Annotated in this window: 15 protein-coding genes; 11 read left to right on the top strand and 4 right to left on the bottom strand. The window is 62.4% G+C overall.

The window, feature by feature from the left end:
• Positions 1 to 9 precede the first annotated feature (9 nt).
• The gene (locus tag AC3WWH_RS16275; RefSeq protein WP_093233955.1) at positions 10 to 849 is read right to left on the bottom strand and encodes a glycosyl transferase; all 840 of its coding nucleotides are present in this window, start codon (positions 847 to 849) and stop codon (positions 10 to 12) included.
• A 201-nt stretch (positions 850 to 1,050) separates the two neighbouring features.
• On the opposite strand from AC3WWH_RS16275, the gene recQ reads away from it, so the two are divergent.
• The 3 genes from recQ (at position 1,051) to tdh (ending at position 5,366) form a co-directional block, all read left to right on the top strand.
• On the top strand, positions 1,051 to 2,928 hold the full coding sequence (gene recQ, locus AC3WWH_RS16270; RefSeq protein WP_492377117.1) for a DNA helicase RecQ: 1,878 nt from the start codon (positions 1,051 to 1,053) through the stop codon (positions 2,926 to 2,928).
• A gap of 204 nt (positions 2,929 to 3,132) precedes the next feature.
• Positions 3,133 to 4,320: a glycine C-acetyltransferase gene (locus AC3WWH_RS16265; RefSeq protein ID WP_492377116.1), complete on the top strand. Its 1,188-nt coding sequence runs from the start codon at positions 3,133 to 3,135 to the stop codon at positions 4,318 to 4,320.
• 11 nt (positions 4,321 to 4,331) lie between these two features.
• Positions 4,332 to 5,366 (top strand): L-threonine 3-dehydrogenase, encoded by a 1,035-nt coding sequence (gene tdh / locus AC3WWH_RS16260; protein ID WP_492377115.1) that lies wholly within the window; start codon positions 4,332 to 4,334, stop codon positions 5,364 to 5,366.
• 14 nt (positions 5,367 to 5,380) lie between these two features.
• On the opposite strand, the gene AC3WWH_RS16255 is transcribed toward tdh, so the two are convergent.
• Positions 5,381 to 5,839, bottom strand: coding sequence for a GyrI-like domain-containing protein (locus tag AC3WWH_RS16255; RefSeq protein ID WP_058324758.1), 459 nt, complete (start codon positions 5,837 to 5,839; stop codon positions 5,381 to 5,383).
• A gap of 218 nt (positions 5,840 to 6,057) precedes the next feature.
• Between AC3WWH_RS16255 and AC3WWH_RS16250 the strand changes: the two genes are divergently transcribed.
• From AC3WWH_RS16250 to AC3WWH_RS16235, 4 genes are all read left to right on the top strand, one after another.
• Positions 6,058 to 6,402, top strand: a complete 345-nt coding sequence (locus tag AC3WWH_RS16250) for a GFA family protein (RefSeq protein ID WP_058324739.1) — start codon at positions 6,058 to 6,060, stop codon at positions 6,400 to 6,402.
• Between the two features lie 146 nt (positions 6,403 to 6,548).
• Positions 6,549 to 6,773 (top strand): hypothetical protein, encoded by a 225-nt coding sequence (locus tag AC3WWH_RS16245; RefSeq protein WP_162261318.1) that lies wholly within the window; start codon positions 6,549 to 6,551, stop codon positions 6,771 to 6,773.
• Positions 6,774 to 6,862: 89 nt separating this feature from the next.
• Positions 6,863 to 8,920: an RNA polymerase sigma factor RpoD gene (gene rpoD, locus AC3WWH_RS16240; protein ID WP_057253188.1), complete on the top strand. Its 2,058-nt coding sequence runs from the start codon at positions 6,863 to 6,865 to the stop codon at positions 8,918 to 8,920.
• Positions 8,921 to 9,152: 232 nt separating this feature from the next.
• Positions 9,153 to 9,446 (top strand): GYD domain-containing protein, encoded by a 294-nt coding sequence (locus AC3WWH_RS16235; RefSeq protein WP_057253192.1) that lies wholly within the window; start codon positions 9,153 to 9,155, stop codon positions 9,444 to 9,446.
• A gap of 28 nt (positions 9,447 to 9,474) precedes the next feature.
• Here AC3WWH_RS16235 and AC3WWH_RS16230 read toward each other — a convergent pair whose 3' ends face one another.
• Positions 9,475 to 10,290 carry a DUF2066 domain-containing protein gene (locus AC3WWH_RS16230; protein WP_113398426.1) on the bottom strand — a complete coding sequence of 272 codons (816 nt, stop codon included), beginning with the start codon at positions 10,288 to 10,290 and terminating at the stop codon, positions 9,475 to 9,477.
• 87 nt (positions 10,291 to 10,377) lie between these two features.
• Between AC3WWH_RS16230 and AC3WWH_RS16225 the strand changes: the two genes are divergently transcribed.
• Positions 10,378 to 10,947, top strand: coding sequence for a transglycosylase SLT domain-containing protein (locus tag AC3WWH_RS16225; RefSeq protein WP_058324740.1), 570 nt, complete (start codon positions 10,378 to 10,380; stop codon positions 10,945 to 10,947).
• A gap of 197 nt (positions 10,948 to 11,144) precedes the next feature.
• On the opposite strand, the gene AC3WWH_RS16220 is transcribed toward AC3WWH_RS16225, so the two are convergent.
• The gene (locus AC3WWH_RS16220) at positions 11,145 to 11,597 is read right to left on the bottom strand and encodes a VOC family protein (RefSeq protein WP_058324741.1); all 453 of its coding nucleotides are present in this window, start codon (positions 11,595 to 11,597) and stop codon (positions 11,145 to 11,147) included.
• 152 nt (positions 11,598 to 11,749) lie between these two features.
• Here AC3WWH_RS16220 and AC3WWH_RS16215 point away from each other — a divergent pair, with 152 nt between their 5' ends.
• The 3 genes from AC3WWH_RS16215 to AC3WWH_RS16205 all read left to right on the top strand — a co-directional run bounded on the left by AC3WWH_RS16215 (position 11,750) and on the right by AC3WWH_RS16205 (position 13,151).
• A complete protein-coding gene (locus AC3WWH_RS16215; RefSeq protein WP_057254348.1) occupies positions 11,750 to 12,103 on the top strand; it encodes a DUF1428 domain-containing protein in 354 nt (117 codons plus the stop codon).
• Positions 12,104 to 12,218: 115 nt separating this feature from the next.
• Positions 12,219 to 12,641 carry a secondary thiamine-phosphate synthase enzyme YjbQ gene (locus AC3WWH_RS16210; protein ID WP_058324742.1) on the top strand — a complete coding sequence of 141 codons (423 nt, stop codon included), beginning with the start codon at positions 12,219 to 12,221 and terminating at the stop codon, positions 12,639 to 12,641.
• Positions 12,642 to 12,746: 105 nt separating this feature from the next.
• Positions 12,747 to 13,151 (top strand): ketosteroid isomerase-related protein, encoded by a 405-nt coding sequence (locus AC3WWH_RS16205; protein ID WP_057253198.1) that lies wholly within the window; start codon positions 12,747 to 12,749, stop codon positions 13,149 to 13,151.
• The last annotated feature ends 69 nt before the right edge of the window (positions 13,152 to 13,220 follow it).

The following is a 13,220-nucleotide window of genomic DNA, read 5'->3' as shown; positions in this document are numbered from 1 at the left end:
GAACGCCGACTATTCGCGCCAATGTTCGGCCACCCATGGAGCAGGGCGGATATAGTGGCGCAGGTAGCGGAACGGGTTCTTCTCGCGGCGGTCGCCGTTGAACAGGCGGCGAATATGTCCAAGCGGCGTGTCGACGCGTCCGCGATAGCCATATTGTCCGTCGATCGCATGTTGCGGCAGCAGGCTGCGCGGGAAAAGCACCACACGCGCATCGGCCGGCAGGCGCGGTGTGAAGAAATAGTTGAGCGGGAAGGTCCAATGGCAGTCCTGCCGGTAATGCAGGACCCAGCGCCTTGGGAAGAGCTTCACGCCACCGGGCGCATTGCGCGTGACGAAACGCTGCTCGAAGCGATACTCGTCGGCAATCGCCTGAGGATTGGCGCCAAACTTCTGCTGCAGGGGCACGAGTTTGCCCACCGGGAAGCGGAACAGCGAGGTCTGGCCGAGGCGCTCGAAGGGCGTTGTCTGATTTCTGGCGAGGATCACGTCGTCGGGTTCGCCGACCTCGAAGAAGGAATCGAGCGATCCGACGATGACGATGTCGAGGTCGAGAAAGAGGACCGGGCCCTGGAGATTGCCGAGCTTCGGTCCCCAGAGCCGCGACTTCTGCCAGATGCCCGGCGTGTTCGTGGGCATGTCCGCGATGTTGAGCGGCGGCAGGTCCTCGCAGAGAATTTCCGGACGCAGTCCTTCGAAGTTGTCGGTGAAGCAGGTGAAGGTGAAGGGCGGGGTGATGTTGCGCGCCACCATGGCATAAAGCCGGTTGATGAACGGAGCGCCGTACTTCGTACCCCAGTTGATGCAGATGATCTGCTTGACGCCGCCGCTCGCCGCTAAAATGTTCGCCATGATGACTTCCTGATTTTTGGGAGCCACTAAAGTACTGCTGCGTTGGCAAGGTCAAGCTGGCAAAAGCTCAATCCCCGACCTTGAAAAGCCTGCTGATGGTGCGGGATTATCACGGCGTTCTCTTCATTTGCCCTGACGGCTATGGCATTGCGGTCACATCTTGCGATGATTGCAGGCAGTGATTCCCGTGAAGGAGACGTGATGGAGTTTGTCGAAAGGGCGAAGCGCGGCGCAAGCGCTGCCAGCCATCTCTTCGACGACGCCGGCCCGGCGCCGCTTGATGTGCTGAAGCGCGTCTATGGCTATTCCGCCTTTCGCGGCAGACAACAGGAAGTGGTCGAGCACGTGACCGGTGGCGGCGATGCCGTCGTTCTTTTTCCGACCGGCGCCGGAAAATCGCTCTGCTTCCAGATCCCGGCGCTCTGCCGTCCTGGGCTCGGCGTGGTCGTCTCGCCTTTGATTGCGCTGATGCGCGACCAGGTGGAGGCGTTGAAGCAGCTCGGCGTCAATGCCGCGGCCCTCAACTCGTCGCTGACCCGCGAGGAGGCGATCGCCGTGCGGCGACAGATCTATGACGGCACGCTCGACCTTCTCTATGTGACGCCGGAGCGGATCGTCACCGATGGCTTCGCAGATCTTCTCGGCGATGCCCGCATCGCGCTCTTTGCCATCGACGAGGCGCATTGCGTTTCGCAATGGGGCCATGATTTTCGCCCGGAGTACCGCGCGCTTGGGCTTTTGGCGGAGCGTTATCCCGGCGTGCCACGCATCGCGCTCACGGCCACCGCCGATCCGCACACGCGCGACGATATCGTCGAGCGGCTGGCGCTGACCAATGCCAAGGTCTTCACCACCAGCTTCGACCGGCCGAACATCGCCTATGAAATCGTCGAGCGCGACCAGCCGCGCCAACAATTGCTGCGCTTCCTTTCGCGCTTCAAGGGTTCGTCCGGTATCGTCTATTGCCTGTCGCGTGCGAAGGTCGAGGATACGGCCGAATGGCTGAACGCGCAGGGGATCCGGGCGCTGCCCTATCACGCGGGCATGGACCGGACGCTCAGAGACAAGCATCAGGACGCGTTTCTGAAAGAAGAGAGCCTCTGCCTTGTCGCGACCGTCGCCTTCGGCATGGGCATCGACAAGCCCGACGTGCGCTACGTCGCCCATCTCGATCTGCCGGGATCGGTGGCGGCCTATTACCAGGAAACCGGGCGTGCCGGCCGCGACGGCCAGCCCTCCGAGGTCTGGATGGCCTATGGCATGGCCGACGTACTGCAGCGCCGCCGGATGATCGACGAGGGCGGGGCGGCGGACGACATCAAGCGCATCGAGCGCGGCAAGCTCAACGCGCTCTTGGCGATCTGCGAGACCGCCGGCTGCCGCCGCCAGGCGATCCTCGCGCATTTCGGCGAAGCCCATCCGGGGCGCTGCGGCCATTGTGATACCTGCCTGAAACCGGTCGAAACCTGGGACGGCACGGAAGCGGCGATCAAGGCGCTTGCCGCCGTTTATCGCACCGGCGAGCGCTTCGGCACCGGCCATGTGGTCGATGTGCTGATGGGGACGGTCAACGAAAAGACCGAGCGTTTCGGTCATGTCGATATGCCCGTCTTCGGCGCCGGCAAGGATCTTCCTGCCCGTACCTGGCAATCGGTGTTTCGGCAGTTGCTGGCGGCGGGGCTGATCAGCGTCGATCATGCTGCCTTCGGGGCGATGAAGCTGGAGCCGGACGCGCGCGCCGTCTTCAAGCGCGAACGCCAGGTGTTCTTCCGCAAGGACCGTCCGACCTCGGGCAAGGCCGCGCGCGGCGCAAAATCGGGTTCGCAGCGCGAGCGCGCCGATCTCGCCGGTTCGGACCTCGAATTGTTCGAGCTTTTGCGCGCAGAGCGTTTCTCTATCGCCAAGGACCTGAACGTCCCGCCCTATGTCGTCTTCCCCGACGCGACCCTGATCGCGCTCGCCAAGGAGCGCCCGCGGGACTTCGACGAACTGCTCGACATCCCCGGCATCGGCGAAAGCAAACGCGAGCGCTACGGTGAAGCGTTCCTGGCGGTGATTGATGGATATGTGGAAGGGTGAGTTCGCGCACGGCGGGTGCTGACGCGGCGAAGGAATATGTCCGTGAGCGCGCCTGCGGCGACACAATATATCCCTCACGCCATCTCGCCGTGAAATGCCCTGTCGTTTTTGCGCCGGCCTCCTCGGCGCGCTGGAATTTGCTGCAAGTCGAAAGCCGTCATGATACTCGTCAGGAACGCGATGTTTTCTGTGAGCGAGAGCGCCATGACTTCAGCCTTTCTGTCCCATCTTCGTTCTGAACTCGAGGGCCTGAAGACGGCCGGTTTGTACAAGTCGGAGCGTGTCATCACCTCGAAGCAGGCGGGCGCGATCGAGGTCGCCTCGGGCGACCGCGTGCTCAATTTCTGCGCCAACAACTATCTCGGCCTTGCCGACAACGCGGAACTCGCCGAGGCCGGCAAGAAGGCGCTCGACCGCTACGGCTACGGCATGGCCTCGGTGCGCTTCATCTGCGGCACGCAGGAGGAACATAAGCAACTCGAGGCGCGCATCTCGTCGTTCCTCGGCCTGGAAGACACCATCCTCTATTCCTCCTGCTTCGACGCCAATGGCGGCCTGTTCGAGACGCTGCTGGGCGAAGAGGACGCGATCATCTCCGACGCGCTCAACCACGCCTCGATCATCGACGGCGTGCGGCTGTCGAAGGCCAAGCGCTTCCGCTACGCCAACAACGACATGGCGGCGCTGGAGGAGGAACTGAAGAAGGCGGAGGGCAGTCGCTTCAAGCTGATCGCCACCGACGGCGTGTTCTCGATGGACGGCATCATCGCCAATCTCGGGGGCGTCTGCGATCTCGCCGACAAATACGGCGCCATGGTCATGGTCGACGACAGCCATGCGGTCGGCTTCGTCGGCAAAAATGGCCGCGGCTCGGCCGAACATTGCGGCGTCGAGGGCCGCATCGACATCATCACCGGCACGCTCGGCAAGGCGCTCGGTGGTGCCTCGGGCGGTTACACCTCGGCCAAGGCCGAGGTCGTCGAGTGGCTGCGCCAGCGCTCGCGGCCCTATCTGTTTTCCAACACGCTGGCGCCGGTCATTGCCGCCGCCTCGCTCACGGTCTTCGACCTGATCGAGAACGGCGATGCACTGCGGCAGCGGCTCTATGCCAATGCCACCCTGTTCCGCACCGAGATGTCGAAACTCGGCTTCACGCTCGCCGGCGAAGGGCACCCGATCATCCCGGTCATGCTCGGCGATGCGGCGCTCGCCCAGGAGATGGCGGCGCGCATGCTGCAGAAGGGCGTCTATGTCATCGGCTTCTCCTTCCCGGTGGTGCCGAAGGGGCAGGCGCGCATCCGCACGCAGATGTCGGCGGCCCACAGCGAGAACGACGTACGCCGGGCGATCGCCGCCTTCGAAGCGGTCGGCCGCGAGCTTGGCGTGATCTGAGGGAGAGACTGATGACGAACATGATGAAGGCGCTGGTGAAATCGAAGCCGGAAGAAGGCCTCTGGATGGAGCGCGTGCCGGTGCCGGAGATCGGCCCCAACGACGTGCTGATCAAGGTGAAGAAATCGGCGATCTGCGGCACCGACGTGCACATCTGGAACTGGGACCAGTGGGCCCAAAAGACCATCCCGGTGCCGATGGTCGTCGGCCATGAGTTCATGGGCGAGATCGCCGAGGTCGGCTCGGCCGTCACCAAGTACCATGTCGGCGAACGGGTGTCGGGCGAGGGCCATATCGTCTGCGGCAAGTGCCGCAATTGCCGCGCCGGCCGCGGGCATTTGTGCCGCAACACGCTCGGCGTCGGCGTCAACCGCCCGGGTTCCTTCGGCGAGTTCGTCTGCCTGCCGGAATATAACGTCGTGCCGATCCCGCACGACGTGCCGGACGAGGTCGCGGCGATCTTCGACCCGTTCGGCAATGCCGTGCACACCGCCCTTTCCTTCGATCTCGTCGGCGAGGACGTGCTCGTCACCGGCGCCGGGCCGATCGGCATCATGGGCGCGCTGGTTGCCAAGCGCTCGGGCGCCCGCAAGGTGGTGATCACCGACATCAACCCGACGCGCCTCGCGCTCGCCAAGAGCGTCGGCATCGATTACGTCGTCGACGCCTCGAAGCAAAACCTTGCCGACGTGATGAAGGCGATCGGCATGACCGAGGGCTTTGATGTCGGGCTGGAGATGTCGGGGGCGGCACCGGCCTTCCGCGACATGATCGACAAGATGAACAATGGCGGCAAGATCGCTATCCTCGGCATTGCGCCGGCCGGCTTTGAGATCGACTGGAACAAGGTGATCTTCAAGATGCTCAACCTCAAGGGCATCTATGGCCGCGAGATGTTCGAGACCTGGTACAAGATGATCGCCTTCGTGCAAGGCGGCCTCGATCTTGCCCCGGTCATCACCCACCGCATCACCATCGACGAATTCCGCGACGGCTTCGAGGCCATGCGCTCCGGCAATTCCGGCAAGGTGGTGATGGACTGGTAAAGCGCTGGGGCGGCTCAGTTGGCGAGGCCGAACTGGATCTCGATCTCGTGGTAGCGGGCGCCTTGGCCCGCCCAGCGATGATAGATTTCGCGGCTCTCGCCGGAGAAATTGTGCCTGCTCATCTCGATCTGCTCAACGAGTGGCGCGTAGCCCTGGGTGAAAAGGCTGCGCATCGGCCCCTGATGCCGGGCGGACGCCACCATGATCGGTTCCAGATCGATCAGGTCAAGGTCGCCGCGATAATCCTCACCGCCGGTGACCGGGCGGCAGATGCGCCAGTCGAACAGGGTCTTGGCATTTTTCGGCAGGTTCTGCGCGATGAAGATCCAGGGCCCCGCGAGTGCCAGGCGAGAGCGTTCCATCTCCGCCTCGATCTTCGGCGCCAGCGCGGCGCTTTCCCTTTTGACGTCGGGAATGGTGAGGCGCCGCGCGATCGATAGCACGCGCATGGCGTCGGTTTCCTTGATGAGCATTTGAGCCTCCATGAGATCGGCGGCGAAGGTCGTCCGCGATCGGGTCGGGCGCAAGCGAGAAACCGGAATGATCTTGCGAATTTCCGTCTGAAATGGGCTTCTCGGGGAATGGATTTGCGCGAATATCACCACTCGCAAACCCGCTTGCTTGGACGCGCCGTCGCTCTATCTTGGCCGGAGACCGAAGGGGTTGTTGGCGGAAAAGGGGAGATCGGTGCATGCGTTATGAGGGAAGCTGCCATTGCGGCAAGATCGCCTTCGAGGTGGAAGGGGACTTCGCCGAGGCGGTCGATTGCAATTGTTCGCTATGCCGCCGCCGCGGCGGGCTGCTCGCCTTTGTGGCCCGAGACAAGCTGACGATGAAGACGCCGGAAACGGACCTCTCGACCTATCTCTTCAACAATCATGTCATCCAGCATCATTTTTGCGATACCTGTGGCATCGCCCCTTTCGGCGAAGGTGATGGGCCGCATGGGAAGATGGCGGCGATCAACCTGCGCTGCCTGCCGGAGTTCGATCTGGAGGCGGTCAGGATCGTCAAATACGACGGTCGTTCGGTTTAGGAGCAGGGAAAAGATGAAGCCCTGGTTGCGATGCGGATATGGCACAACGGGACCTTGCCGATTAAATCGGGGGCACCCTTGTCTTTTGGCAGGCAGCGCCTACATCTTCAGCGGAAGCTGATAAACCCCAAAAAGCGATAGGAACGGTGATTTTTGCCGAATCAGCCGGTTTTTCAGCGGAAATGCTTGACGGGATCGAAAATTCTGGGAATCACCATTTCCGAATAAGAAATGGCGAAATGACACGGCGGTTAGGGAATCATGCCAGAGGCGTTTCAGTGGCAGGACTGTCGAAGCTTGCCCGCTTTGCCACGATCGCATTCGTGGTTAAACAGGAATTAAACATCATCCCGTTACGTCAGGGGAAATGATTCGGTGGCGGGTACGCGGCGTGCCCGAACCTTCGAGCGGCATTTGCACCGGGCTCACGCCGGTTGCGACAAGGAAAGCGACGAACTAAATGGCAACCAAAGTCAAAGAAAACGAAGAAGCTGACGTAGAACGCGAAGGTGCTCCGGACGGTCCGCTTCTCGATCTTTCCGACGACGCTGTCAAGAAGATGATCAAGGCCGCCAAGAAGCGCGGCTACGTGACGATGGACGAGCTCAACTCCGTCCTTCCGTCCGAGGAAGTCACCTCCGAACAGATCGAAGACACGATGGCGATGCTGTCCGACATGGGCATCAACGTGATCGAGGACGAGGAAGCCGAAGAGGCTGCCGGCGGCGGTGACGACGAGGCGAGCGACGACGACGGCGAGAGCGAAGGCGGCGAACTCGCCCCTTCCAGCGGCACGGCGCTTGCGACCAGCAAGAAGAAGGAACCGACCGATCGTACCGACGATCCGGTCCGCATGTATCTGCGCGAGATGGGCTCGGTCGAACTCCTGTCCCGCGAAGGCGAAATCGCGATTGCCAAGCGCATCGAGGCTGGCCGCGAGACGATGATCGCCGGTCTCTGTGAGAGCCCGCTGACGTTCCAGGCGCTGATCATCTGGCGCGACGAACTGAACGAAGGCCAGACGCTGCTGCGCGAGATCATCGATCTCGAAACCACCTATTCCGGTCCTGAGGCCAAGGCTGCTCCGCAGTTCCAGAGCCCGGAAAAGATCGAGGCTGACCGCAAGGCTGCCGAGGAGAAGGAAAAGACCCGCAAGGTGCGCACGGCCGCCAACGACGACGACATCACCAATGTCGGCGGCGATGTCATGCCGACCGAGGAGGAAGAGGAAGACGACGACGAGTCGAACCTCTCGCTCGCCGCCATGGAAGCGGAACTGCGCCCGCAGGTCATGGAAACCCTCGACATCATCGCCGAGACCTACAAGAAGCTGCGCAAGCTGCAGGACCAGCAGGTGGAAGCCCGCCTTGCTGCGACCGGCACGCTTTCGCCCGCTCAGGAGCGCCGCTACAAGGAGCTCAAGGACGAGCTGATCAAGGCGGTCAAGTCGCTGTCGCTCAACCAGAACCGCGTCGACAGCCTGGTCGAGCAGCTCTACGACATTTCCAAGCGGCTGATGCAGAACGAAGGCCGCCTGCTGCGGCTTGCCGAATCCTACGGCGTCAAGCGCGACTCGTTCCTCGAACAGTATTCGGGCGCCGAACTCGACCCGAACTGGATGAAGTCGATCAGCAACCTGGCCGGCAAGGGCTGGAAGGAATTCGCCAAGAGCGAAAACCAGACGATCCGCGACATTCGCCAGGAGATCCAGAATCTCGCCACCGAAACCGGTATCTCGATCGCCGAGTTCCGCCGCATCGTCTCCATGGTGCAGAAGGGCGAGCGCGAAGCGCGCATCGCCAAGAAGGAGATGGTCGAAGCGAACCTGCGCCTCGTCATCTCCATCGCCAAGAAATACACCAACCGCGGCCTGCAGTTCCTCGATCTGATCCAGGAAGGCAATATCGGCCTGATGAAGGCGGTCGACAAGTTCGAGTACCGCCGCGGTTACAAGTTCTCGACCTACGCCACCTGGTGGATCCGTCAGGCGATCACCCGGTCGATCGCCGACCAGGCCCGCACGATCCGTATTCCGGTGCACATGATCGAGACGATCAACAAGATCGTCCGTACCTCGCGCCAGATGCTGCACGAGATCGGCCGCGAGCCGACGCCGGAAGAGCTGGCCGAAAAGCTCGCCATGCCGCTCGAAAAGGTGCGCAAGGTCCTGAAGATCGCCAAGGAGCCGATCTCGCTCGAAACGCCTGTCGGTGACGAAGAAGATTCGCACCTCGGCGACTTCATCGAGGACAAGAACGCGCTGCTGCCGATCGACGCTGCCATCCAGGCGAACTTGCGCGAGACGACCACCCGCGTTCTCGCTTCGCTGACGCCGCGCGAAGAGCGCGTGCTGCGCATGCGCTTTGGCATCGGCATGAACACCGACCACACGCTCGAAGAAGTCGGCCAGCAGTTCTCGGTCACCCGCGAACGTATCCGCCAGATCGAAGCGAAGGCGCTCCGGAAGCTCAAGCATCCGAGCCGCTCCAGGAAGCTGAGAAGCTTCCTGGACAGCTAAGCAATCCGCAAGCTGCGCTCGTTCCTGGACAGCTAAGCCGCACGCCTCACAGAAAACCGAGAAAGCCGGGCCGATCGCCCGGCTTTTTCGTTTCTGCCTCACCCAAGCGATTTATTGTGAGGCTCTGCGCCCAGGAGTATAGTCGCGCTTTCGCAGCAATCTGGGGCACCCCGTCTAAGACGCGGAAGCAATCGCACCGCGGGCGTGAAGCGTGCCCCCGTGGAGGTGTAGGATGACCACTTATGTCATGCTCCTCAACTGGACCGAGCAGGGCGTCAAGAATGTGCGCGAGTCTCCGAAACGGCTCGACGCGGCAAGGCAAGTGCTCGGCGAGATGGGCGGCTCCTTCAAGCATTTCTTTCTGACCATGGGCGACTACGACATGGTGGCCGTCGTCGAGGCACCCGATGACGCGATCGCCGCACGCTTCGCCCTCACGCTCGGCATGGCCGGCAATGTGCGCTCGACCACGCTCAAGGCATTTCCAGAGGCCGCCTATCGCGAACTGATTGCCTCGCTCGGATAGGCCGAACGGGCCGCGACACTGGATCTGCTCAGGGCGACCCGTTTCGGGAGAGGATGCGGGCCGCTCCGCGTAGCGCATTGCGGAAAGCGTCGTCGAAGCTGACGCCGCTGATCTGCCATTCATAGCTTTTACCGGCGGACAGCATCCGCCAATTGACGTTCCAGCCGCGCGCTTGATCGGACCAGACCAGTGTGCCCGCAAGCGTCACGTCCCCCTCGCTCGGCATTGCGAGCCTGGCGAAGCTCTCCAGGCTCGCTTGCGATATCGTGGCAAAGTCCAGCTTTCCACCGGCGACGGTCGCCCTGTCCGGCAGGGTGACCGAGAGCGCCAGCGGTGTCGCGGCCGCGCGGAGCGAGTCGGCCATATAGGGGCTTTCGTCGCCGTCGCGCGCCAGCACGAAACGGCGCCTCTGATCCTCGACCGCCAGCAGTACGGCGATCACCGGGCGGGGCGCAAGCCATGGCTTTCGACCGAGCTTTGCAAGCAGCGGGTCAATCGTCGGCGGCGCGTAGCGGCAGGTGAGATCGTGCGGCCGATCGTGAGTGCCCTGTTCGTCGTGGATCGGGATACCTTCAAGCCGGTCGCGGTAGGAAAAGGACGAGACGAAGCTGCCGGCCTCGGCCTCGAGCGCGGCGAAGCCGGGCGCGTCGAGGATCGTCGGATCGCCCGACAGTTTGACCAAAACTTCACCGAGGCATTCGCGAAAGCCGATCTGCCGGTTGATCTCGCCGGTGCCGGTGACGATCGCGTCGCTCTGATAAAGCCGGCCGATGTCGCCGGCGTTTGCGGGACCGCCAAGGCCCGCGGCGAACAGGAGCGGCAGCAGCATTCGTGACATTGCCATGCCGTTCTCCCGATCGTTCGCCTTTGAATCAAAAGAGATCCTTAACGTTTACACTTTATCAATCTCTCGGAAACCCGAGGTTCTGCGATGCGTTGCGTATTTGTCGTCGTCCTCCTGTTGCTGGCCGGCTGCGGAACGGTGCCGAGAGACACCCGGAATGCCTGTGCGGTTTTCGAGCAGCGAGATGGCCTGTTCCACAATTGGCGCCGTGCCGCCTATGGCGCCGAGCGCGAATACGGCGTGCCCGTGCCGATCCTGTTGGCGACTGTTTATACCGAGTCCGGCTTCCGCCATAATGCGCGGCCGCCGCGCACCAAGCTCTTCGGCTTCATCCCCTGGACGCGCGTTTCGACCGCCTACGGCTACTCCCAGGCGCTCGACGGCACCTGGGCGCGCTACCAGAGCGAGACCGGCCGCTGGGCGGCGCGACGCTCGGACTTCGGCGACGCCATCCGCTTCATTGCCTGGTATCACCGCGAGAGCGCACAGCAGAACGGCATTGCGCTCAACGACGCCTACCGGCTCTACGTCGCCTATTACCACGGCCACGCCGGCTATGCGCGGGGCAACTGGAGCGATACGGCCAAGACCGGCGCCAAGCGGGCGGCCGGCATGGCTTCGATCTACAATCGGCAATTGCGCGGCTGCGGCAGCTAGAGCGTTTCCGGTCAAAAACGGGCCTGCGGAAACGCTCTAGCTGTTTTTTACGCTATTCCGGACGCAAAACCGTTCACACTTTGGCTGGAATTGCTCTAGAGCGCCGTGCGTTCAGAGAACGCACCAAGGTCGCTCTAGTACTTTGATTCTAGAGCATCTTTCCGCTTTCAAGTGATTCCACTTGAAAGCGGGATGCTCTAGCCGGCCGCCGCGCGCTCGAGTTCGGCGACCTCGATCTTGATCATGCCCATCATTGCCTGCTGGGCGCGGGCGGCGCGGGCCGGATCTGGATCGCTGAGGTGTCGCATCAGCGCGTCGGGAATGATCTGCCAGGCAAGGCCGAACTTGTCCTTCAACCAGCCGCAATGCTGCGGCGTGCCGCCTTCGAGCAACCGGTTCCAATAGTAGTCGACCTCCGTCTGGTCGGCGCAGCGCACGAAAAACGATACCGCCTCGTTGAACTTGAAATGCGGGCCGCCGTTCAGCCCCATGAAATGCTGCCCCTCGAGTTCGAAGCTCGCAGTGAAGGCCCTGCCATCGGGTCCCTTATTGATGTCCGTGACGCGGGCGTTGCGGAAGATGGAGGTGTAGAAGCCGATGGCTTCCTCCAGTTGATCGTCGAACCAGAGAAAGGGCGTGATCTTCTGCATGGATATGTCTCCCGTGGTGATTGGTACCAACTAAGGACGAACGGGCGTTGCCCGTTCCGACAGGCGCCGCTCGAAAAAAATTGGAGCTGGTGTCGGAACCTTTGCGCCTCACGCGTCCTATGCTGGTCGAAAGAACCAAGGAGGATTTCTCAATGAACTATGTGGATGGTTTTGTCGTTGCCGTGCCGAAGGCGAATATCGAGGCGTACAAGGCGATGGCCAAGGCGGCCGGCGATGTCTGGATGGAGTATGGCGCGCTCTCCTACAACGAATGCCTGGCAGATGACGTGCCCTATGGCGAGGTGACGTCCTTCCCCCGCTCGGTGCAGGCCAAGGACGACGAGACCGTGGTCTTCTCGTGGATCGCCTACAAGTCCCGCGCCGACCGCGACACGATCGTCGCCAAGGTGATGGCCGATCCGCGGCTGCAGGGCGATGCCTGGAAGGAAGTCTTCGACGGCAAGCGCATGATCTATGGCGGCTTCCAGACGTTCCTGGAGATGTAGTCGACGCGTTGCCTTTTCCTGCGATCACTGCCTTGGACCGGGAACGGTCCAGGGGTAGAAGCGTTGGGCAAATCAACGCGTTGCACCTGCCTTGCGTTGACCGCCGGAGATCGACATGCCGCAGACGAGCATCACCATTTCCACCCGCGGCCAGGGGCTCTACGAGTTCACGGTCGAGGCGGCCGCCTTCGTGCGGGCCAATACGGACGGCGAGGGGCTTTTGACCGTCTTCGTCCGGCACACGTCCTGCTCGCTTCTCATCCAGGAAAACGCCGACCCGGATGTGAGACGCGACCTCGACGCCTTTTTCCGTCGCCTGGTGCCGCCATCTTCCGATCCCTCGATGAGCTGGGTCGTGCACACCCAGGAAGGACCGGATGATATGCCGGCGCATATCAAGGCGGCGCTGACGCCGGTTTCGCTCGGCATTCCCGTTGCCGGTGGTCGTATGCTGCTTGGCACCTGGCAGGGGATCTACCTCTTCGAACATCGCGACCGGCCGCACCGCCGCGAGATCGTGCTGCACCTTGGCGCTTGATCGCCGCCCGATCGATGCGACAGGGCGCAATTGACCGGCACGGGATCCGTTCTAGTTAGAGCATGGAGACCAAAGGGCTACAGCGCGGCGCGGGAGAGGAACAGGATGACGGATGCACAGACCATTGCCAATCGCTTCATCGAAGCGCTGAACCAGCGTGATTTCGAGGCGCTGGCTCGGCTCGTCCATGAGGATGTCGAGCTCGATTCGCTGACCGGCCAGCGCACCGTCGGCGTTGGCCCCTTGCGCGCCTGGCTGATGAATTATCTGCGCCGTTTCGACGAACAATTCGGCGATGTGGTGTTGATGCGCGATGCCTTCGGCCAGCGGGTGGCGGCGGACCTGACGGCGCGTGGCACCTATCGCGAAACGATGGAGGGCTTCCCCGCCGCGTCCGGCCAGAGCTATTCCATTCCAAGCGTGCTGATCTTCGAGATCGAAGACGGCGCCATCACCCGCCTCAGCCACTATCGCAACATCCGCGTTTTCGAACGGGCGCTCGCCGGCTGACGAGAGCTCGGATTGACAGAAACGCGCGATGGCGGAAGTTTACGATGGCAGGCGCGCGCGGGCTGCCTA

Source organism: Ensifer sp. EB106-03-01-XG145 (assembly GCF_058792075.1).
Note: the sequence above shows the minus strand (reverse complement) of the source record. Positions and strands in the feature narration are given on the sequence as shown.

Bases quoted from the DNA above. Each gene is read 5' to 3' on its own strand.
- AC3WWH_RS16275 (WP_093233955.1), bottom strand. From the start codon at position 849: ATGGCGAACATTTTAGCGGCGAGCGGCGGCGTCAAGCAGATCATCTGC.
- recQ (WP_492377117.1), top strand. From the start codon at position 1,051: ATGGAGTTTGTCGAAAGGGCGAAGCGCGGCGCAAGCGCTGCCAGCCAT.
- AC3WWH_RS16265 (WP_492377116.1), top strand. From the start codon at position 3,133: ATGACTTCAGCCTTTCTGTCCCATCTTCGTTCTGAACTCGAGGGCCTG.
- tdh (WP_492377115.1), top strand. From the start codon at position 4,332: ATGACGAACATGATGAAGGCGCTGGTGAAATCGAAGCCGGAAGAAGGC.
- AC3WWH_RS16255 (WP_058324758.1), bottom strand. From the start codon at position 5,839: ATGCTCATCAAGGAAACCGACGCCATGCGCGTGCTATCGATCGCGCGG.
- AC3WWH_RS16250 (WP_058324739.1), top strand. From the start codon at position 6,058: ATGCGTTATGAGGGAAGCTGCCATTGCGGCAAGATCGCCTTCGAGGTG.
- rpoD (WP_057253188.1), top strand. From the start codon at position 6,863: ATGGCAACCAAAGTCAAAGAAAACGAAGAAGCTGACGTAGAACGCGAA.
- AC3WWH_RS16235 (WP_057253192.1), top strand. From the start codon at position 9,153: ATGACCACTTATGTCATGCTCCTCAACTGGACCGAGCAGGGCGTCAAG.
- AC3WWH_RS16230 (WP_113398426.1), bottom strand. From the start codon at position 10,290: ATGGCAATGTCACGAATGCTGCTGCCGCTCCTGTTCGCCGCGGGCCTT.
- AC3WWH_RS16225 (WP_058324740.1), top strand. From the start codon at position 10,378: ATGCGTTGCGTATTTGTCGTCGTCCTCCTGTTGCTGGCCGGCTGCGGA.
- AC3WWH_RS16220 (WP_058324741.1), bottom strand. From the start codon at position 11,597: ATGCAGAAGATCACGCCCTTTCTCTGGTTCGACGATCAACTGGAGGAA.
- AC3WWH_RS16215 (WP_057254348.1), top strand. From the start codon at position 11,750: ATGAACTATGTGGATGGTTTTGTCGTTGCCGTGCCGAAGGCGAATATC.
- AC3WWH_RS16210 (WP_058324742.1), top strand. From the start codon at position 12,219: ATGCCGCAGACGAGCATCACCATTTCCACCCGCGGCCAGGGGCTCTAC.
- AC3WWH_RS16205 (WP_057253198.1), top strand. From the start codon at position 12,747: ATGACGGATGCACAGACCATTGCCAATCGCTTCATCGAAGCGCTGAAC.